We start from the raw sequence: 18,298 nt of genomic DNA, 5'->3' as shown, positions 1-18,298 counted from the left end.
TAATTGATTACTCACCCCGTCGACAACAACCTAATAAGGGTTGCAACCCAATAGGATTGAATTTAATTATACCCAACGTCAATCAGAATTAAATTAGCATTTAAAATCAAAATGTTACATTAAGTGTTTTTTAGGAAGATCCCTAATAAAGGCTTGATTGTGCAAGATAAAAATTTCACTGAATAAATTTAGACCAGCCAGCCATAGCGCCGCCATTAATAGAAAAAAGCTGCTTTTTTATCCACAATTCTGATTGACCAATTCATTAATTAAGAAAGTAAAAGCGATATAAACACGATTGCTTAAGTGACGTAACGTTTATCCGCGTCGCCGAATAGAAGTATCCGCTAAGGTTTGATGTAAAAATAACCTTCTTGCTGATGTTCCACCAGCGCCAATATTCCTGCAGAAACTGAGTTCACCCCCATCAGTAACCGGTCCAGTGTGATGCTATTCGCCCGCATCGCATTCTCGCAGGCCAGTAAAATAACGTTGGCCTGCTGCAACGTCTCCCAATTTGGCGACTCATCACTGTCAGCAATCAACGTGCTGATGGCTGAACCGGTAAACACAATATGAATATCGGTATATTTGCCGTTGCGCGCTTTCAACAGATTCGTTGCGCTGTTAAACGCTGGAATGCAGTGCGTTGATTCTGAAACATGGAATACAACTTTCATTTTAGTCATCATTTTTTCTGTAAAAGAGGCTTGAACCATAGCAGCCAGAGAAGTCAAAGTCATGATTGAGCACATATCTTGCCAACAGGGTGCACAAAAAAATCTTGCCGTTTTCTTGCACCTTTGCAGAAATTATCAACAATTGATATTTGAACTCAAACTTCATAACCACCACCAATAGCGAGAAACATCATGGACATGTATCTAACCTTAGATGAAGCTATCGACGCCGCCCGCGAAGCCTATTTAGCCGATCACGAAAACAGCGATGACGCCTCCCAGGTCGCACAGCTCAATTTGCAAAAATATGTCATGCAAGACGGTGAAATCATGTGGCTAGCTGAATTCCACGCCACCGAAGATGAAGGCGGAGATGGAGTGCCGCTCTTTAACGGCGAAGCGGCTCAGGCCATTTTTGATAATGACTATGATGAAGTAGAGATTCGTGAAGAGTGGATTACTGAGAATACGCTCTACGAATGGGATGAAGACGACTTCCAGTACGAACCGCCGTTAGACACCGAAGAAGGTGAAACCGCCTCAGACGAGTGGGAAGAGCAAAATTAACCCCGCTTTGCTATCGACAAAACAGTTCCCCCGCTATCGCAGAGCGCATCTGCGATAGATTGATTTTCGCCTATAGGCGAGCGCCCTCCCCGCTTCTCATTACGGTAATCGGTATCACCGCCCAGGTTGATTATCATCACGTGGGCTTTATGGCTATAATCGCCATACATCAATACCCTGAATTATTCGGTTTATAATATTTTGCAAGAAAACTTCAATATGCTGCTAGCGGTGTTTGAACGCGCCGCTCTGATGCTGATCTGCATCTTTTTTCTGACACGCATTCGCCTGTTCCGCCAACTGCTGCAAAAAGAGCAGCATACGCGGGTTGAACTCGCCGCCGTCACCGCGATTTTTACCATCTTCGCCCTATTTAGTACCTATAACGGTATCAGCGTTGAAGGGGCGTTAATCAACGTACGCATTATCGCGGTTATTTCCGGTGGGATACTTTTTGGCCCTTGGGTGGGGATCACCACCGGCCTCATCGCGGGCGTACATCGCTATTTGATCGATATGGATGGCGTCACCGCGATCCCATGTTTAATCAGCAGCATTATTGCTGGGATTATTTCAGCGTGGATCCATCAGCGCGTGGCGAAAGAAAAACGCTGGAGCGCGGGTATCTTAGCGGGCATGTTGTGCGAAAGCCTGACGATGGTGTTGATTATCGTCTTTATCGACTCTAAACCACTAGGGATCGATATCGTTGAACACATCGGTTTACCGATGATCCTCGGCGCGGGCTGCATCGGTTTGATCGTGCTGTTGGTACAAAGCGTTGAAGATGAAAAAGAGGTTATTGCGGCTCGTCAGGCGAAACTGGCTCTCGATATCGCCAACAAAACGCTGCCGTACTTCCGCAATATCAATAGTGAGTCGCTGATGACTATTTGCCGGATCATCCGCGAAGATATCAACGCCGATGCCGTGGCCATCACCAACACCGAAAATATTCTCGCCTACGTCGGCGTGGGCGAAGATCAATACAATATCGGCGAAGAGCTGATTAGCGATGTCACTCGCCAAACGATTCAGCGCGGTGACATCACGGTAAATAACAACGATGAAGCTCATCGCACGCCGCAGATCCATTCGCAAATTATCATCCCGCTGCGCGAAAAAGGCGAAGTCACCGGTACGCTAAAAATCTATTACTGCCACGCGCACAAAATCACCTATTCATTGAAGGTGATGGCCGTCGGCCTATCGCAGATTATCTCGACGCAAATTGAAGTTTCGCGCATTGAACAGCTGCGCGAAATGGCAGACAAAGCCGAACTACGCGCGCTGCAAAGCAAGATTAACCCTCATTTCCTCTTTAATGCGCTCAACGCGATTTCCTCCTCTATTCGCACCAATCCAGATACCGCGCGCCAGCTGATCATTAATTTGGCTAGCTATCTGCGCTTTAATCTAGAACTCAACGATGAGCACATCGATATTAAGCGCGAGCTACACCAAATCCAGGATTATGTGGCGATTGAAAAAGCGCGTTTCGGCAGTAAGTTGACGGTTATTTTTGACATCGACGACGTCGATTTAACTATTCCTAGCCTGCTTATTCAGCCGTTAGTTGAAAACGCAATCGTGCACGGGATCCAGCCGTGTCGCGGCAAGGGCGTGGTAGCGATTGCGGTTAAAAAGAAAGATAACCGAATAAGGATCTCTATCAAAGACACCGGCAACGGGATCAGCCAAGAAACCATTGATCGGGTGACGCACGGCGATATGCCAAATAATAAAATTGGCCTGCTCAACGTACATCAGCGCGTCAAGCTGCTGTATGGCGATGGTCTGCATATCCGCCGCCTTGAACCCGGCACCGAGATCTATTTTTACATTACCCCAAGCGTTCCTACGCACAACGAACTCACGGTGCGAGAACCCAAGGAGGTTAATACGCTATGAAAGCGATTATTGTAGAAGACGAGTTTTTAGCGCAGGAAGAGTTAAGCTACCTGATCCGAACTCACAGCAAAATTCAGATTGTGGGCACCTTCGATGATGGTCTGGATGTGCTGAAATACCTACAGCATAACGAAGTGGACGCTATTTTTCTCGACATCAATATCCCTTCGTTGGACGGCGTTCTGCTGGCACAAAATCTCAGCAAATTCGCTCGTAAGCCGCAGATTATTTTTATCACCGCTTATAAAGAACATGCGGTAGAAGCCTTCGAGCTAGAGGCTTTTGATTACATTCTTAAGCCCTATCACGAGTCACGCATCATCACCATGTTGCAAAAACTAGAGGCCAGCCACCAGCGCGAGCAGGAGTTAACCAACAACAACACCGTAGCGCGACCGGCCCCTAAAACCATTAACCTGATAAAAGACGAACGCATCATCGTCACCGAGTGCAACGATATTTATTATGCCGCGGCGGATGAAAAGGTCACCCGAGTCTATACCCGCCGCGAAGAGTTTGTGATGCCTATGAACATTACTGAATTCTGTAACCGATTGCCTGAAGAGAAGTTTTTCCGCTGTCATCGTTCGTACTGCGTCAATCTGTCTAAAATCCGAGAGATCGTACCGTGGTTTAACAACACCTACGTACTGCGCCTCACCGATCTTGAGTTTGAAGTTCCAGTAAGCCGTGGAAAAATAAAAGCATTCCGCCAACTCATGCGGTTATAGCATCGAATAGAATCAAGTCTATTTTTCGTCAATCGCCCTACCAATGGATCTCATCACGAGATCCATTGTCGACCGAACTCATGTTAAAAGCACTAATCAGCACATAGCAAACAGACCAAAAAACTATATTTATAGAGCTAATATCTAAATATAACATTTCACAAAGTGCTATATACTATTTGTGTTACAAAACACTTCCGCTCGTTATGACAGATATCAACGGAAATGGCACTTTTATGATGTATTTATGAGCGGTTTGCTCTGTTGGATCGAAGAGAGAATAGCGATGATGAATTACAAAACCTTTTCAATAGCGCTTTTAACCACGCTTCTGGCAACCACCTGCACCTACGCAGCATCGGTTCAAAACAGTGATTCACAAAGCAATAATGCGCAGAACAACGCAGTCTTAACGTTAGACGCTCCGGCCGCAACAACCAACGCCACCGGTTCAAAATCCAAAGAATCTAAAACCACACCCATTCACATGTCCTGTGAAGATTTTTTGGCGCTTGATACACAGGCACAAACACCGGTTGTATTTTGGGTAAGCAATTTAGATACCCACTATAAAGGCGGCGATTACGTTGATGAGCAACAGGTTGACGAGTTTGTCACTCCGATGGTAATTGAAGAGTGTAATAAGGCACCAGCAACCAAGCTTATTGATTTGAAGAGTAAAATGGAGCAATACGTCAAAAAACATTTTTAATGCATTTTGCTGATGCTCACAAAAAAGCCTGCTCAGTCTCCTGCGCAGGCTTTTAGTTTTTTATTTTCAGTGAGCTTTGGGAATCTAGCTAGATTTTCATCCCTAATTCTTGACGCAGATGCGCGCCCGCGCCCAGCAATCCTGGGAAGTCATGCACGATAAGATAAACTGGAATATCATGTACATAGTCCTTAAAGCGCCCTTTATCTTCAAACGCCGCACGAAACCCTGACGCCTTAAAGAACTCAAGAAAACGAGGCACAATCCCACCCGCAATATACACGCCGCCGAAGGTTGCCATATTTAACGCCAAGTTGCCGCCAAAGCGCCCCATAATGACGCAAAACAGCGAGAGCGCACGGCGGCAATCGGTGCAAGAATCCGCCAGTGCCCGCTCGGTAACGTCTTTAGGCGCAAGGTTTTCCGGCAGACGATTATCCGATTTCACAATGGCGTGATAAAGGTTAACCAATCCCGGACCCGATAAAATACGCTCGGCGGAAACGTGCCCCAGCTCTGGACGCAACACTTCAAGGATCAGATCTTCTTCTTCACTGTTAGCGGCAAAATCGACGTGCCCGCCTTCGCCCGGTAGGCTGATCCAGCGATCGGCGGCATGAATAAGATGCGCTACGCCTAACCCCGTGCCGGCACCGTAGATAGCAATCGGCTTATCCTTCAGCGGTGCTTTGCCGCCAAACTGCATCAGATGCTCAGGCTTGAGCATAGGAACCGCCATGGAAACCGCCGTGAAATCATTAATCACTTCCAGCTTTTCCAGCGCCAGATTTTTTTTCATCTCAGCAATAGAGAACGCCCACGTGTGGTTGGTCATCGCCACCCAGTCTTCTGTCACGGGGCAGGCGATGGCAATACAGGCTTCTTTGACGGAAACATTATGCTCTTGCAGATAAGTACGAATAGTGGCTTCTAAACTGTCAAACTCCAGCCCTGAATAGGTCTTTGCCTGCGAGATTTCACCGTTCTCCAGCGAGCAAAGAGCCAATCGCGCGTTAGTTCCCCCCACATCCCCGACCAGTGCGTGCGTTGTCATACTGCTATCTCCAAAAAAATACTGCCTGAACCACTGAAAAAAGACTGGCCGTATCTAAACACAGCCGCATCAGCCCCCACAACGGGCACTCCGCACTACGGCACGCAATAGTGAAACCGATCACAAAAATCGTTTCAGCAAGGCGCTGTTTGCACCCGTTCTACGCTTAAACGTCTTCGTTACCTAACGCCCAGTGCGCAGCATATTCAGCATGAATCTGCGCGGTATCAAACAGGGGAACGTCAGCATCGGTTTGGTCGACCAGCAATGCAATTTCGGTGCATCCCAAAATAATGCCCTGCGCACCTTGTTCAGCTAAACGCAGCATAATCTCGCGGTATTGTTGGCGTGATTCAGGACGGATTTGTCCTAAGCACAGTTCCTGATAAATAATGCGGTGGATAATTTCGCGGTCAGATTCGTTGGGAACGATGACTTCAATGCCAAAGGCGTCGGTGAGTCGGCCACGGTAGAAATCTTGTTCCATCGTGAAACGCGTGCCTAATAGGCCAATACGCGTTAAGCCTTTAGCCTGAATGCGTGCCGCGGTAGCATCGGCAATATGTAACAATGGCAAACCGCTGCGTGATTGGATCTGCTCGGCCACTTTGTGCATGGTGTTGGTGCACACCACGATGCCCTCTGCACCCGCAGCGTGTAGACGTTGCGCAGCGTCTGCCAAAAGCTCACCGGCCTTCTGCCATTCGCCCTGCATCTGTAAATGTTCAACTTCGGCAAAATCGACGCTGTATAAAACCAGCCGAGCGGAATGGAGCCCACCCAGCTGGTTTTTTACGGTCTCGTTGATAATTCGATAGTAAGGAACCGTGGATTCCCAACTCATTCCGCCAAGTAAGCCTAGTGTTTTCATGCTGTTGCTCCTGTTAACCCGCTATTCTCTATAGGAGTTAACATAACGCAGGCGGGCAGAATGAGTACAGCATTAGCGTAGGGTTGACGCCATATTACGAGCCGCACGACGTGCAACAATGCGCTCACGCAGCGTGTCATACACCCAGTTATAAACCATGGTGTATGGCAGGAAGAACAGGATGATACCCAATTCCAATATAAACGCCTGTAGCATCGAGATGCCTAACACATACGCGGCAATATTAACGCCGATAACGATAAACCCGCACTCAAAGCCAAGCGCGTGGAAAATACGGACTTTTACATTACGCACCACCCGACTTACCGGCCATAAGCGATCGAATATCGCGTTATAGATGATATTCCAGATCATCGCAGCGGTAGCCAGAATAATCGTCAGGCCGCCCATCTCCCATACTGAGCGCTGCATCAAATACGCGCCAACGGGCGCACAGATAAGAGTCGCAATGGCCTCAAAAGTGACGGCGTGGAACACGCGTTCCATCAAAGATTTACGTTGCATACGGAATAAAACCTCAAATTAATCCTCTGAGTCATGTCAGAGAAGGTGATTATCCTCAGGTTTATCGCTATATTAAAATTAGGTTCCATCGATAAAATAGATACTTTATGCGTTACTCTCCCGAAGCACTCAATGCCTTTGTCGAAACCGTTTCTGCCGGTTCATTCTCCGCCGCCGCACGCCGTTTGCATAAAAGTCAGTCCACCATCAGCACCGCGATTGCCAATTTAGAAGATGATTTGGGCGTAACGCTGTTTGACCGTTCGGCTCGTCATCCGGTTCTAACCGAACAGGGACAGCGGGTTTTGATTCACGTGAAGGAAATTTTGGCCGCCAGCGAGCGCCTAGACCAGCTAGCCGTGCGTTTGATGGATAACATTGAGCCTCGCCTGACGTTTGTGCTTTCCGACACCTTCCATCCCAGCGCGTTAGAAGCCTTGTTACAACAATTCGACCAGCGCTATCCCGATACTGAATTTGAATGTCTGATTGGCGAAGATGAAGACGTTATCGATCTGCTGCAAAAAAACCGCGCCCACATTGGGCTGATAGAAGCGCGCAAGTATTATCCGCCGGATATTGGCGTTGCGCGGTTAAGCAAACAAACCCAGATGGCAATTTATACCGCCCCGTCACATCCACTCGCGCTACGCGAACGTATTCGTCCAGAAGAACTCAATGCCGTGCGCGAACTGCGTTTAAGCACCTATCTCGAGCGCGATCAAAGCCAAATGCATGGGCTGATTTGGTCTGCACCTAACTATTTGTTGTTGCTGAGCATGGCGGTTCAAGGATTTGGCTGGAGCGTACTACCGTGCGCGTTGGTGGAGGAGTTTTGCCATCAACAAGAATTGGTGCCGCTGTCAGTGCCCGGCTGGCCAAAATCCATTTCTGTCGACGTGGTGTGGTCAAAAAACTCCCCGCCGGGACCGGCAGGGAGCTGGATTAAAGACTATCTACTGGATATGCCCGCTTGAGACTTATTCAGCCGACTATTGATGCGATGCGTTACGTTCGGCAATCGCTTTGCTCAGCGTCGCCAGATATTCAGGCACATCCATTTTTGGCAGCATAACTTCAATCAGCGTCAGCGCTTTTGGCGTTTTGCTTGCGTCAAAGGCCTTTTGCAGAGATTGCCCGCTGTCGGCATGGTAGGTAACCGCGTTGCCGTTCACCGAAAGTGCGGCCGGAATTTGAGTCCAATTCCATGCGGCAATATCGTTGTAGACCTCTTCGGGGCCGTGGATCGCTCGCTCGACGGTATAGCCATCGTTGTTGACTAAAATAATCACCGGTTTTAGCCCGTGACGCAGCAGCGTACCCAATTCTTGAATCGTAAGCTGAGCCGAACCATCGCCAATCAGCAGCACTACGCGGCGCTGTGGCTGCGCCAGTTGGGCACCCAACACCGCAGGCAACGTGTAGCCAATCGACCCCCACAGTGGCTGAACGATAAAGCTAACGTCTTGAGGCAAACGCAACGTGGCAGAGCCAAAACTCGAGGTTCCCTGATCGGCAATCACGATATCGCCAGCGCGTAAAAATCGCTGTACCTGCTGCCAAAACGTATGTTGATCAAGCTGATTGCCGTGACCTTCAGGTAAATTGTCACGCTGAGCATCGGGAGATTGCCACTCCACGCATAGCTCGCGCGCCAGCGCCATCAACGCAGCTAATGCATCGTTCATCGGTAATTGACTAAATACGCGCCCTGCCACGCTGGCTGAAAACGGCTGAATATCGATAGTTTTATTCACTGCAAGCTGATGGGTGAAGCCCGCCGTCACGCTGTCGGTTAACCTCACTCCCACGCTTATCAACGCATCCGCATTTTCAATCGCGGCCTTTACGCAGGGTTGGCTGGCGCCTCCAGCATAGGTGCCAACAAAGTTTGGCTGGCTTTCGTCAAGAACGCCTTTCCCCATCAGCAGCGTTGCGCTAGCGACGCCGGGTAAATCAGCCAACTGCTGAACGGCCTGTTTTTGACCAAAACGATCGGCCAGAAAATCAGCCAATAATGCCACCTTACGCACCGGTTTAAGTAGCTCACGTGCCGCCTGAACAAATTCATTTAGCCCGATGATCTCATCCTGTCGCGTGGCTAAGGGATAGAGCTCGGTACGAATCGGCTCATCACACACATCGCTTGGCAATAAAAGGTAGCCTGGCCGACGGTGATAGAGCACGTCGCTGAGAACGCGATCGATTTCTACCGCCGCATTTTCTGGCGTCAATACGGCCTGTGAGCAGGTCACTTCCGCCGCCATACGGTAGAAATGGCCATAATCACCATCGCCTAACGTATGGTGTAGCAACTCCCCTTTCTGCTGAGAGCGCCTATTCGGTGCCCCCACAATATGAATAACCGGTAAATATTCAGCATAGCTGCCTGCGGTACCGTTAATCGCACTTAGCTCCCCCACCCCAAACGTGGTAACCAGCGCAGCAGCAGGCGCGCAGCGCGCATATCCATCGGCGGCATAGGCGGCGTTGAGTTCGTTGGTGCATCCCACCCATTCAAGATCGGCGTGAGCCGTAACAAAATCGAGAAAACGCAGATTGTAATCTCCGGGAACGCCGAACACGTGCTGGATACCCGCCTGTGAAAGTCGGTCGAGGAGGTAGTCGGATACGCTATACACCGTGCTATTTGCAGTCTTGCTCATTGCGATGCTCCCAATGGACATTTCAGGGCAGTAAGCACTGAAAAAACGAGTAGTTAGTTCACGTTTAAAAGTATAGGGGGCTCTTTTTGATGGCGTTGAAACCGGCTCAGGAGCATGATGGAAAGCTAGATTTACGCAATGAACACGCACGCTACCTAGTAACAACAGGCGGCGCACTGTGTGTTTGTCGTCTTTTTTCATGTCATCGTGTAAGGAAGATCAATGAGTTATCTGGCAAATCCCGAACGCTATCAATCGATGGAATACCGACGTTGCGGTAACAGCGGTTTACAGCTACCGGCTATCTCGCTGGGGTTGTGGCATAACTTTGGTGATACCACCCTTTTCGATAACAGCCGCGATATGTTGTTGCGCGCTTTCGATTTAGGCATCACCCATTTTGATCTCGCGAACAACTATGGTCCCCCTCCCGGCTCGGCAGAGACCAATTTTGGCCGTGTTCTACAACACGATCTTCTGCCCTATCGCGATGAAATGGTGATTTCAAGCAAGGCGGGATACACCATGTGGGAAGGGCCTTACGGCGACTGGGGCAGCAAAAAATACTTAGTGGCTAGCCTTAATCAAAGCCTGAAACGCATGGGCCTCGACTATGTAGATGTTTTCTATCACCACCGCCCCGATCCTAATACGCCGCTCGAAGAAACCATGGGCGCACTCGATCTCATCGTGCGTCAGGGTAAAGCTCTGTACGTTGGGCTATCTAACTATCCCGCGGAAACGGCTCGCCAAGCGATTGCGATCCTGCGCGATCTTGGAACGCCCTGCTTGATCCATCAGCCTAAATATTCAATGTTTGAACGTTGGGTTGAAGGCGGCTTGTTGGATGTCTTGCAAGAAGAAGGCGTTGGTTCGATTGCGTTTTCCCCGCTGGCGGGAGGGCTGCTGACAGACCGTTATCTGCATGGAATACCTGAAGATTCACGCGCAGCACATAGCCAGTTCTTAAAACCAGAAGCCATTACTGAGCAGAAACTGGGTAAAATTAAGCAGCTTAATGAGATGGCGCTGGCGCGAGGGCAAAAACTGTCGCAAATGGCGCTGGCATGGGTATTACGAGGCGATCGCGTGACATCGGTACTGATCGGCGCAAGCCGTATCAGCCAAATTGAAGATGCCGTTGGCATGCTAGAAAACCGACATTTTAGCGCCGAAGAACTCAGCGCTATCGAAGAAATTCTGGCCAGCTAGTCTTCATCGACCGAACGCAGTACACGACATGGGTTTCCCGCTGCAACAACGCGCGGCGGGATATCTTTCGTTACCACGCTGCCAGCACCAATCACGGAACCGTCACCGATGGTGACGCCCGGACACACAATCACCCCACCGCCAATCCACACTTTGTTGCCAATCGTGATCGGCTTACCAAACTCAATGCCTGAAATTCGCTGTTCAGGATGGGTGGGATGTGCCGCGGTATACAGCTGTACATGGGGGGCAAACATCACATCATCGCCGATAGTCACGGGCGCGATGTCCAAAATGGTCAGATCCGTATTAGCGTAAAATCGCTGCCCAATTTTAATGTTGTAGCCGTAGTCGCAAAAGAACGGCCCGGTGATCTCAGCCTGCTTATCCACATTCGGCAACAGCGCTTGCAGCAGCTCTTTGCGTGCCTGCTGCTGCGACGGCAACGTGTAGTTAAAGCGGAAGCATAAATCAATCGCGCGTAGTCGATCGGCCACTAGCTCAGGATCCGATGAGTAGTAGTTTTCACCCTCAATCATCTTCTGTTTTTCACTTTTGCTCACGTCTACTGCTCCTTAACTTGGCGAGGCCGCCAGAATAATCTCAAACGTCGCGATTAACCGAGGATTCCCCCATTTCTCCACATTGTAATCACATTCACAATGCTAATATCAGTTCACATAAAGGAATGGTGGCGTTATGTGTTGTTCATTGAAGATGATGCCAACCAACGTCCTTCCCCGTAAAGGAGAAAAACATGAACCTGCGTATAGCTGCCGTTATTTTCGCTTTTTGTAGCCTGATGCCTCTGGGCGTTGCACAGGCCACATCAGCAGATATCGATTTACTTCCCGGCGTGAGCTTGCACCTTGGTGACCGCGATCAGCGTGGGAATTACTGGGATGGCTATGACTGGCGCGATCAAAACTGGTGGCGCAATCATCAAGGCCGTTGGGTCGGTGACCGCAGCCCACGCGGCTATTACTGGGATGGTGGTCGCTGGCGTGACCACAACTGGTGGCAGAAAAACTACTATTCACGCGGCGGGAAATATTACCGCTATGACCATAAAAACAAACACAAGCACCATGACCGTGGCAACCATTATGGCCACTATAAAAACCACGATCGTCATGACCATGACAACCGTGGCAACGGGCATGGCCATCACTAATGACTAAATAAAAAAAGCAGGTTCACAAAAATGAGCCTGCTTTTCTATAAATTTTCTAAAAACAAATCTTCTAAGCCCTAAAACAACATGCTCACCAACAGGTAGACGTTTAGTCCGACCACCACCACCACAATGATTTTACCCAGAGCCTGAACGGTACGTCCGTTCACCATGTCGCCCATCAGTTCTTTATCGCCGGTGAAGCGCAGCAGCGGCACCAGCGCCAAAGCAATACCAAAGCTCAAGAGTACCTGGCTTAACAATAGGATGCGGGTTGCATCCAGCCCAGCCATGATCACGATGAAAGAAGGCAACATGGTCACAACTCTACGCACCCAGAGTGGGATGTAAAAGCGTACAAAACCCTGCATGACGACTTGTCCTGCCAGCGTTCCGACCACGGTGGAAGACAATCCGGCGGCCACTAAGCTCAAACCAAAAATAGTGGCAGCGGCATTACCTAGCAGCGGTTTTAGCGTTAAATAAGCCTGATCCAACTCTGCAATCCCACTGTGACCGCTAAAATGAAACGCCGCCGCTGCGGTTGCCATCATCGCAAGGTTAACAAAGCCGGCGATGGTCATTGCAATGGCAACGTCGAGTTTAGTCGAAGAGTAGCGCTCGGCCTTGGTTCCCAAGGATGCAGAAGTTTGCGTCAGAGACGAATGCAGGTAAATAACATGCGGCATGATCGTTGCACCCAACACGCCGGCAGCCAAAAAGACCGCTTCGTGAGTGGGTAAATCAGGCACCAGCATCCCGTGCGCCAGCTGAGCAATGCTCGGTTGAGAAAACACCAGCTCCACGATATAGGCCGCAGCAACGAAGAGCAGCAAGCCGCCGATAACTAACTCAAGCGGTTTCTGCCCACGGCGTTGTAACGTCAAGATCAGGAAAGTCGCAATGCCGGTTAAAACCGCCCCTTCCAGCAACGTACAGCCCAGTAATAATTTAAAGCCGATGGCTGCCCCAATAAACTCAGCTAAGTCGGTGGCCATGGCAATGATTTCAGCCTGCACCCAATAAGCCCAAACCGCCGGACGTGGAAAGCGATCGCGAATATGTTCCGCTAAGTTTTTACCGGTAGCGATGCCAAGTTTTGCGGAAAGGAGTTGGATAAGCATGGCCATGAAGTTGGCCCATACCACGACCCACAGCAGCTTGTAGCCGTAAGACGCACCGGCCTGGATATTAGTCGCAAAGTTACCGGGATCGATATAACCGATGGCGGCGATAAAGGCGGGTCCCATCAGCGAAAGTTTTATCTTCCGCGACGCAGGAGGAGTTGTTTCTGCAACACGTGAATCAAGCATACCAGCCACCTTAACACCTATAGTCACACTAACGATTTGTGACCTAAACTTCGTGATTAACTCCATTATTGTATAAGTGATAATGATTATCAATATCAACTTAAACGATACTTCCTATCTGTTCGATAGGCCGTTTGCTTGTGGAGTCTGACAAGGCGCTTTCAGCTCTTAAACACGTTACCACCACCGCTTCTGAGATTTCTTCCAAAAAAGCGAACTATGGTGTTTAATAATAATATCACAACTTTTCAAACTTTCATCAACATGGTCCATGGGGGCTTTTTGTTACTTTTCTAACTTTTTTCTTGATTTACGTTATAACAATTTCAATATTTGCAATCCAAGTCTCGTTTTTACCTGTGCCGTTACATAGAATGTGCTGCGAAATTTAGCCTGCCTCATAATTTGGAGCACTGTATGTCCCCTATTTTGCATTTTGTTTTAGCCCTTGCGGTGGTAGCGGTACTTGCCCTGCTCGTTAGCCGCGATCGCAAAAGCATTCGCGTGCGCTTCATTGTTCAGCTGTTAGTCGTTGAACTCCTGCTGGCATACTTCTTCCTGAACTCCAACATTGGTTTGGGCTTCGTGAAGGGTTTCTCTGGGTTCTTCGAAACGCTGCTCAAATATGCGGCAGAAGGTACCAACTTCGTCTTCGGTAACATGAGTGACAAAGGTCTGGCCTTCTTCTTCCTGAACGTACTGTGCCCAATCGTCTTTATCTCTGCTCTAATTGGTATTCTTCAGCACATCCGCGTATTGCCGGTTATCATCCGCGCAATTGGTACCGTGCTGTCTAAAATCAACGGCATGGGTAAACTGGAATCTTTTAACGCCGTAAGCTCGCTGATTCTGGGTCAGTCTGAGAACTTCATTGCGTACAAAGATGTTCTGGGCAAAATGTCTGAAAAACGTATGTACACCATGGCAGCAACGGCAATGTCTACCGTTTCTATGTCCATCGTGGGTGCATACATGACCATGCTGGATGCCAAATTTGTGGTAGCCGCATTAGTGTTAAACATGTTCAGCACCTTTATCGTGCTGTCCCTGATTAACCCTTATTCTGTGGAAGGTGAGGCTGACATCCAGCTGAAAAACACCCACGAAGGTCAGAGCTTCTTTGAAATGCTGGGCGAATATATCTTGGCCGGTTTCAAAGTTGCGATCATCGTTTCCGCTATGTTGATTGGTTTCATCGCGCTGATTGCTGCGTTGAACGGCCTGACCGAATGGGTCTTCGCGCTGTTCCACGTTGACGGCATGACGTTCCAGAGACTGCTGGGCTATGTCTTCTATCCATTTGCATGGGTAATGGGCGTACCAGCCCACGAAGCGCTGAACGTTGGCAGCATCATGGCAACCAAACTGGTTTCTAACGAATTCGTTGCCATGATTGACCTGCAGAAAATTGCGACCGAACTGTCTCCTCGTTCACTGGGCATTCTGTCTGTGTTCTTGGTTTCCTTCGCGAACTTCTCTTCTATCGGTATCGTTGCAGGCGCTATCAAAGGCTTGAACGAACACCAAGGAAACGTGGTTGCTCGCTTCGGTCTGAAACTGGTTTATGGTTCTACGCTGGTGAGTATTTTGTCTGCGTCAATTGCGGGTCTGTTCCTGTAATACGCTGGATAAAATCTGATTGGCTAAAAGGCGCTTAGGCGCCTTTTTTAATGTCTGCTAGCCAACGGGGTCTTTTTTTACAGAAAAGCCCGTAACGGTGCTTACAGAGCTATTAAGCAGGGTGTTTACTGAATTGATAGCGAAAGAGTTGAAATAAAAGAAAAGAGTTTCAGTACGAGATACAGAAAAGCAAAAAGCCGACATTTCTGTCGGCTTTTCAAATTTTGGTGGAGCTAAGCGGGATCGAACCGCTGACCTCTTGCATGCCATGCAAGCGCTCTCCCAGCTGAGCTATAGCCCCACAACGTAAACTACGAGAAGTGGTTGTACTTCTTTTAAGCTTATTTAAAGCTTTTATACTTCCAACCAATCTGAGAAAAGGTTGGTGGAGCTAAGCGGGATCGAACCGCTGACCTCTTGCATGCCATGCAAGCGCTCTCCCAGCTGAGCTATAGCCCCAACGCTGACGCTAAATCGCGTTAACGGGGCGCATAATATGAAACCTCACAAATACTGTCAACGGCTAAATGTTTTTCTTGTTCTAAACGCTGAAAAAGCCGCCAACTCAACGAAATTTATCGACAAATTGTAGCTCAGAACAATTCAATCTTTAGAAATGCTAAAGCTATTTTATGGCTTCACTCTCTGTATTCTATTAGCGAGATATGTAACTATTTTGAGTAATAAATACGGCAGTATTTTTAAGCAAGAAAAGGAAGATATATGAACAAGGAATGGTATGCAGCAAAAGAGCTGGTTGGGGTCGCAGGCTTTCCTACTACGCCACAAGCCATCAACCAAAGAGCAAAATCTGAAGGATGGCGTAAACAAAAGCGTAGTGGCGTTCAAGGTAAAGCACTCGAATACCACATCAGCAGTTTCCCCGATGAAGTTGTTTCCGCGTTACTCGCTAATGAAGAATCATCATTTTATATGGCTGATCTTCCTAAAGCAGAAAAAGCGTGGAGTGCTATTTATTATCAGTTGACTGAAGATGAACGTGAGCAGCTAACGCGTTTTATCATGCGTCGAGGCATTAACGCATTATTGGGATGCTTAGAGTCTCAGCATTCACAGCCTTGTCTTCACGCTCAAAATGACACCACCAGCTCAGCATCATAAACCACTAGACCGATAGGATATTATAATGAAAAAAAAGGACTGGTTTACCGCCAAAGAAGTGATTAAAAGCTCCGCTATTACCTCTTCTCCGGATAAAGCATGGCTAAGTATCTTTAATCAGATGAACCAAGATGAGCAAATATTCCTCACCGATTTTACTATGCGCGAGGGGATCAATACTCTGCTGCAATGCTTGCATGCCAACGACAGCTGAAGATTTAGAAATCGAAATGGCTCTTACAGTTCGTGGTATAGAAAAAGATGTGAATGACAAAGTGCTTACTCTAGATAAAGAAAAACCGGCATCAGCCGGTTCTTCTTTTATAAGCATAAGCTAATAAGCTTATTGCTGCGCTTCACGCTCGGCAATAAAGGCCAAAGCCATATCAATACGCTTAAGTGAACGCTGCTGACCAACCGCATGTACGGTTACATCAACGCCAGGTGACTGGCCTGCACCAGTGACAGCCACACGCAATGGCATACCGACTTTACCCATACCGACTTCCAACTCATCCGCGGTGCCTTGAATAGCATCATGGATATTTTCAGCGGTCCAGTCAGTAATCGCCGCCAGCTTAGAACGTACCAGCTCTAACGGCTGACGAGCGACAGGGCGCAGATGTTTTTTCGCCGCATCAGCATCAAACTCAGCAAAATCCTCATAGAAGTAACGCGCCTGAGCCGCCATTTCTTTCAGAGTCTTACAACGCTCGGCCAGCAGCTTAACGATTTCAACCAGCTGTGGACCATTACGCGTTTCATAACCCGCTTCATGGATGTGCCATGCCAGATGAATAGCCACATATTCTGGAGCCATGGTGTTGATATAGTGATGATTCAGCCACTGTAGTTTCTCAGTGTTGAACGCGCTTGCTGACTTGCTGATGTCATCAAGCGTGAAGAACTCTTTCATCTCATCAATGCTGAAGATTTCTTGGTCACCGTGGGACCAGCCCAAGCGTACCAAATAGTTCAGCAACGCTTCTGGCAAATAACCATCGTCGCGGTACTGCATCACACCGACCGCACCGTGGCGCTTAGACAGTTTTTTACCATCATCGCCCAGAATCATCGACACGTGTGCGTATTCAGGAACGGGAGCACCCAACGCTTTCAGAATGTTGATCTGACGCGGCGTGTTATTGATATGATCTTCACCACGGATAACGTGGGTAATTTCCATATCCCAGTCATCGATAACAACACAGAAGTTATAGGTCGGCGAACCGTCGGTACGACGAATAATCAAATCGTCCAGTTCTTGGTTGCTGAACTCAATTGGGCCACGAATCTTATCGTCAAAGATCACTGAACCTTCTTGAGGGTTCAGGAAACGCACAACGTGCGGCTCGTCGTCGGCGTGATGTTCATGGCTATGGCGGCAACGGCCATCGTAGCGAGGCTTATCACCGTTAGCCATTTGCGTTTCACGCAGCTCTTCCAGACGTTCTTTGGAGCAGTAGCATTTATACGCGGTGCCCTGCTCTAACATCTGATCGATCACATGGTTATAACGATCAAAACGTTTGGTCTGGTAGTACGGGCCCTCATCCCAATCGAGATTCAGCCAGTTCATACCATCCATGATGGCGTCGATCGCTTCCTGCGTTGAACGCTCGAGATCGGTATCTTCAATACGAAGAACAAATTCACCGCCGGCGTGGCGGGCGAACAACCAAGAATAAAGTGCGGTACGCGCACCACCTACGTGCAGGTAGCCAGTTGGGCTAGGTGCAAAACGGGTTTTGATTTTCATGTGAAACGTGGCCTTTATTACGCAATGACCCACATTATAGGAATGTGGCCTGCTTTCTATTACTAATAAGTAGGCAGCATTCTACCATTACGCCTCAATTCCTCAACGCCGTTACGACTATAGTTCGAGTGCTTATTGCAAAAAGTGCTTAAAAAATTATCATTGCTGCCTATGTATAAGACATCTTGACTATTTTTCCAACGAACAGCATTTTTTCTTGAAAAAAGCGTTGACCATTTTCGGGCGCTCCCTATAATGCGACTCCACACAGCGGGGGTGATTAGCTCAGCTGGGAGAGCACCTCCCTTACAAGGAGGGGGTCGGCGGTTCGATCCCGTCATCACCCACCACTCTTTTGAGTGTTCCCGCAGTGTGAAGTAC

The 18,298-nt window shown here is 48.5% G+C and carries 19 protein-coding genes and 3 tRNA genes; 12 read left to right on the top strand and 10 right to left on the bottom strand.

Translation table 11 applies throughout. The features are described from left to right. Nucleotides 1–347: 347 nt before the first annotated feature. Entirely contained in the window at nucleotides 348–743 is a 396-nt protein-coding gene (locus BN1044_RS13855; protein ID WP_247650243.1) for a DsrE family protein, read from the bottom strand. A gap of 129 nt (nucleotides 744–872) precedes the next feature. Between BN1044_RS13855 and BN1044_RS13850 the strand changes: the two genes are divergently transcribed. The 4 genes from BN1044_RS13850 to BN1044_RS13835 all read left to right on the top strand — a co-directional run bounded on the left by BN1044_RS13850 (nucleotide 873) and on the right by BN1044_RS13835 (nucleotide 4,601). Then, complete coding sequence (locus tag BN1044_RS13850) at nucleotides 873–1,247, top strand: MysB family protein (RefSeq protein WP_072309201.1); 375 nt, start codon at nucleotides 873–875, stop codon at nucleotides 1,245–1,247. 219 nt (nucleotides 1,248–1,466) lie between these two features. Further along, the gene (locus tag BN1044_RS13845) at nucleotides 1,467–3,158 is read left to right on the top strand and encodes a sensor histidine kinase (protein WP_072309200.1); all 1,692 of its coding nucleotides are present in this window, start codon (nucleotides 1,467–1,469) and stop codon (nucleotides 3,156–3,158) included. Next, a complete protein-coding gene (locus BN1044_RS13840) occupies nucleotides 3,155–3,889 on the top strand; it encodes a LytR/AlgR family response regulator transcription factor (RefSeq protein WP_072309199.1) in 735 nt (244 codons plus the stop codon). The genes BN1044_RS13845 and BN1044_RS13840 overlap by 4 nt, the downstream gene beginning before the upstream one ends. A gap of 181 nt (nucleotides 3,890–4,070) precedes the next feature. After that, nucleotides 4,071–4,601 carry an HdeA/HdeB family chaperone gene (locus BN1044_RS13835; RefSeq protein WP_254663934.1) on the top strand — a complete coding sequence of 177 codons (531 nt, stop codon included), beginning with the start codon at nucleotides 4,071–4,073 and terminating at the stop codon, nucleotides 4,599–4,601. Nucleotides 4,602–4,689: 88 nt separating this feature from the next. On the opposite strand, the gene glk is transcribed toward BN1044_RS13835, so the two are convergent. The 3 genes from glk to BN1044_RS13820 form a co-directional block, all read right to left on the bottom strand. Then, complete coding sequence (gene glk, locus BN1044_RS13830) at nucleotides 4,690–5,655, bottom strand: glucokinase (RefSeq protein ID WP_072309198.1); 966 nt, start codon at nucleotides 5,653–5,655, stop codon at nucleotides 4,690–4,692. 166 nt (nucleotides 5,656–5,821) lie between these two features. Beyond that, nucleotides 5,822–6,526, bottom strand: a complete 705-nt coding sequence (locus BN1044_RS13825) for an aspartate/glutamate racemase family protein (protein ID WP_072309197.1) — start codon at nucleotides 6,524–6,526, stop codon at nucleotides 5,822–5,824. A gap of 72 nt (nucleotides 6,527–6,598) precedes the next feature. After that, nucleotides 6,599–7,051 carry a multidrug/biocide efflux PACE transporter gene (locus BN1044_RS13820; protein WP_072309196.1) on the bottom strand — a complete coding sequence of 151 codons (453 nt, stop codon included), beginning with the start codon at nucleotides 7,049–7,051 and terminating at the stop codon, nucleotides 6,599–6,601. A 107-nt stretch (nucleotides 7,052–7,158) separates the two neighbouring features. Between BN1044_RS13820 and BN1044_RS13815 the strand changes: the two genes are divergently transcribed. Further along, nucleotides 7,159–8,028, top strand: a complete 870-nt coding sequence (locus BN1044_RS13815) for a LysR family transcriptional regulator (RefSeq protein WP_072309195.1) — start codon at nucleotides 7,159–7,161, stop codon at nucleotides 8,026–8,028. Nucleotides 8,029–8,043: 15 nt separating this feature from the next. Here BN1044_RS13815 and BN1044_RS13810 read toward each other — a convergent pair whose 3' ends face one another. Then, nucleotides 8,044–9,717 carry an alpha-keto acid decarboxylase family protein gene (locus BN1044_RS13810; RefSeq protein ID WP_072309194.1) on the bottom strand — a complete coding sequence of 558 codons (1,674 nt, stop codon included), beginning with the start codon at nucleotides 9,715–9,717 and terminating at the stop codon, nucleotides 8,044–8,046. A 222-nt stretch (nucleotides 9,718–9,939) separates the two neighbouring features. On the opposite strand from BN1044_RS13810, the gene mgrA reads away from it, so the two are divergent. Continuing rightward, nucleotides 9,940–10,929, top strand: a complete 990-nt coding sequence (gene mgrA / locus BN1044_RS13805; protein WP_072309193.1) for an L-glyceraldehyde 3-phosphate reductase — start codon at nucleotides 9,940–9,942, stop codon at nucleotides 10,927–10,929. Here mgrA and BN1044_RS13800 read toward each other — a convergent pair. Continuing rightward, the gene (locus BN1044_RS13800; RefSeq protein ID WP_211095610.1) at nucleotides 10,926–11,468 is read right to left on the bottom strand and encodes a sugar O-acetyltransferase; all 543 of its coding nucleotides are present in this window, start codon (nucleotides 11,466–11,468) and stop codon (nucleotides 10,926–10,928) included. The genes mgrA and BN1044_RS13800 overlap by 4 nt on opposite strands. Before the next feature lie 218 nt (nucleotides 11,469–11,686). Here BN1044_RS13800 and BN1044_RS13795 point away from each other — a divergent pair, with 218 nt between their 5' ends. Beyond that, nucleotides 11,687–12,103: a DUF2502 domain-containing protein gene (locus BN1044_RS13795; RefSeq protein WP_072309191.1), complete on the top strand. Its 417-nt coding sequence runs from the start codon at nucleotides 11,687–11,689 to the stop codon at nucleotides 12,101–12,103. 77 nt (nucleotides 12,104–12,180) lie between these two features. On the opposite strand, the gene BN1044_RS13790 is transcribed toward BN1044_RS13795, so the two are convergent. Then, the gene (locus tag BN1044_RS13790; protein WP_072309190.1) at nucleotides 12,181–13,416 is read right to left on the bottom strand and encodes an Nramp family divalent metal transporter; all 1,236 of its coding nucleotides are present in this window, start codon (nucleotides 13,414–13,416) and stop codon (nucleotides 12,181–12,183) included. Nucleotides 13,417–13,833: 417 nt separating this feature from the next. Here BN1044_RS13790 and BN1044_RS13785 point away from each other — a divergent pair, with 417 nt between their 5' ends. Then, a complete protein-coding gene (locus BN1044_RS13785; RefSeq protein WP_072309189.1) occupies nucleotides 13,834–15,036 on the top strand; it encodes a NupC/NupG family nucleoside CNT transporter in 1,203 nt (400 codons plus the stop codon). A gap of 225 nt (nucleotides 15,037–15,261) precedes the next feature. Here the strand turns inward: BN1044_RS13785 and BN1044_RS13780 are convergent. Continuing rightward, nucleotides 15,262–15,337, bottom strand: a tRNA-Ala gene (locus BN1044_RS13780). Between the two features lie 82 nt (nucleotides 15,338–15,419). Next, a tRNA-Ala gene (locus tag BN1044_RS13775) sits at nucleotides 15,420–15,495 on the bottom strand. Nucleotides 15,496–15,759: 264 nt separating this feature from the next. Between BN1044_RS13775 and BN1044_RS13770 the strand changes: the two genes are divergently transcribed. Genes BN1044_RS13770 through BN1044_RS23600 form a run of 3 tightly spaced genes read left to right on the top strand, consistent with a single transcriptional unit; the run spans nucleotide 15,760 to nucleotide 16,496 of the window. Next, nucleotides 15,760–16,158, top strand: a complete 399-nt coding sequence (locus tag BN1044_RS13770; RefSeq protein ID WP_072309188.1) for a DNA-binding protein — start codon at nucleotides 15,760–15,762, stop codon at nucleotides 16,156–16,158. Nucleotides 16,159–16,183: 25 nt separating this feature from the next. Continuing rightward, nucleotides 16,184–16,372, top strand: a complete 189-nt coding sequence (locus tag BN1044_RS13765) for a hypothetical protein (RefSeq protein ID WP_072309187.1) — start codon at nucleotides 16,184–16,186, stop codon at nucleotides 16,370–16,372. Next, nucleotides 16,356–16,496, top strand: a complete 141-nt coding sequence (locus BN1044_RS23600) for a hypothetical protein (RefSeq protein ID WP_168780210.1) — start codon at nucleotides 16,356–16,358, stop codon at nucleotides 16,494–16,496. Before BN1044_RS13765 ends, BN1044_RS23600 begins: the two co-directional genes overlap by 17 nt. Before the next feature lie 5 nt (nucleotides 16,497–16,501). Here BN1044_RS23600 and gltX read toward each other — a convergent pair whose 3' ends face one another. Then, the gene (gene gltX, locus BN1044_RS13760) at nucleotides 16,502–17,917 is read right to left on the bottom strand and encodes a glutamate--tRNA ligase (RefSeq protein WP_072309186.1); all 1,416 of its coding nucleotides are present in this window, start codon (nucleotides 17,915–17,917) and stop codon (nucleotides 16,502–16,504) included. 274 nt (nucleotides 17,918–18,191) lie between these two features. Between gltX and BN1044_RS13755 the strand changes: the two genes are divergently transcribed. Beyond that, nucleotides 18,192–18,267: transfer RNA gene (locus BN1044_RS13755), tRNA-Val, on the top strand. Nucleotides 18,268–18,298 lie beyond the last annotated feature (31 nt).

This window comes from Hafnia alvei (genome assembly GCF_900095695.1).
GTDB classification, from domain to species: Bacteria; Pseudomonadota; Gammaproteobacteria; order Enterobacterales; family Enterobacteriaceae; genus Hafnia; species Hafnia alvei_B.
This window is presented reverse-complemented; position numbering and strand designations above follow the sequence as displayed.

What these genes read in the sequence shown, in the direction of transcription:
- BN1044_RS13855 (WP_247650243.1), bottom strand. Translation starts at nt 743, where the DNA reads ATGACTTTGACTTCTCTGGCTGCTATGGTTCAAGCCTCTTTTACAGAA.
- BN1044_RS13850 (WP_072309201.1), top strand. Translation starts at nt 873, where the DNA reads ATGGACATGTATCTAACCTTAGATGAAGCTATCGACGCCGCCCGCGAA.
- BN1044_RS13845 (WP_072309200.1), top strand. Translation starts at nt 1,467, where the DNA reads ATGCTGCTAGCGGTGTTTGAACGCGCCGCTCTGATGCTGATCTGCATC.
- BN1044_RS13840 (WP_072309199.1), top strand. Translation starts at nt 3,155, where the DNA reads ATGAAAGCGATTATTGTAGAAGACGAGTTTTTAGCGCAGGAAGAGTTA.
- glk (WP_072309198.1), bottom strand. Translation starts at nt 5,655, where the DNA reads ATGACAACGCACGCACTGGTCGGGGATGTGGGGGGAACTAACGCGCGA.
- BN1044_RS13825 (WP_072309197.1), bottom strand. Translation starts at nt 6,526, where the DNA reads ATGAAAACACTAGGCTTACTTGGCGGAATGAGTTGGGAATCCACGGTT.
- BN1044_RS13820 (WP_072309196.1), bottom strand. Translation starts at nt 7,051, where the DNA reads ATGCAACGTAAATCTTTGATGGAACGCGTGTTCCACGCCGTCACTTTT.
- BN1044_RS13815 (WP_072309195.1), top strand. Translation starts at nt 7,159, where the DNA reads ATGCGTTACTCTCCCGAAGCACTCAATGCCTTTGTCGAAACCGTTTCT.
- BN1044_RS13810 (WP_072309194.1), bottom strand. Translation starts at nt 9,717, where the DNA reads ATGAGCAAGACTGCAAATAGCACGGTGTATAGCGTATCCGACTACCTC.
- mgrA (WP_072309193.1), top strand. Translation starts at nt 9,940, where the DNA reads ATGAGTTATCTGGCAAATCCCGAACGCTATCAATCGATGGAATACCGA.
- BN1044_RS13800 (WP_211095610.1), bottom strand. Translation starts at nt 11,468, where the DNA reads ATGATTGAGGGTGAAAACTACTACTCATCGGATCCTGAGCTAGTGGCC.
- BN1044_RS13795 (WP_072309191.1), top strand. Translation starts at nt 11,687, where the DNA reads ATGAACCTGCGTATAGCTGCCGTTATTTTCGCTTTTTGTAGCCTGATG.
- BN1044_RS13790 (WP_072309190.1), bottom strand. Translation starts at nt 13,416, where the DNA reads ATGCTTGATTCACGTGTTGCAGAAACAACTCCTCCTGCGTCGCGGAAG.
- BN1044_RS13785 (WP_072309189.1), top strand. Translation starts at nt 13,834, where the DNA reads ATGTCCCCTATTTTGCATTTTGTTTTAGCCCTTGCGGTGGTAGCGGTA.
- BN1044_RS13770 (WP_072309188.1), top strand. Translation starts at nt 15,760, where the DNA reads ATGAACAAGGAATGGTATGCAGCAAAAGAGCTGGTTGGGGTCGCAGGC.
- BN1044_RS13765 (WP_072309187.1), top strand. Translation starts at nt 16,184, where the DNA reads ATGAAAAAAAAGGACTGGTTTACCGCCAAAGAAGTGATTAAAAGCTCC.
- BN1044_RS23600 (WP_168780210.1), top strand. Translation starts at nt 16,356, where the DNA reads ATGCCAACGACAGCTGAAGATTTAGAAATCGAAATGGCTCTTACAGTT.
- gltX (WP_072309186.1), bottom strand. Translation starts at nt 17,917, where the DNA reads ATGAAAATCAAAACCCGTTTTGCACCTAGCCCAACTGGCTACCTGCAC.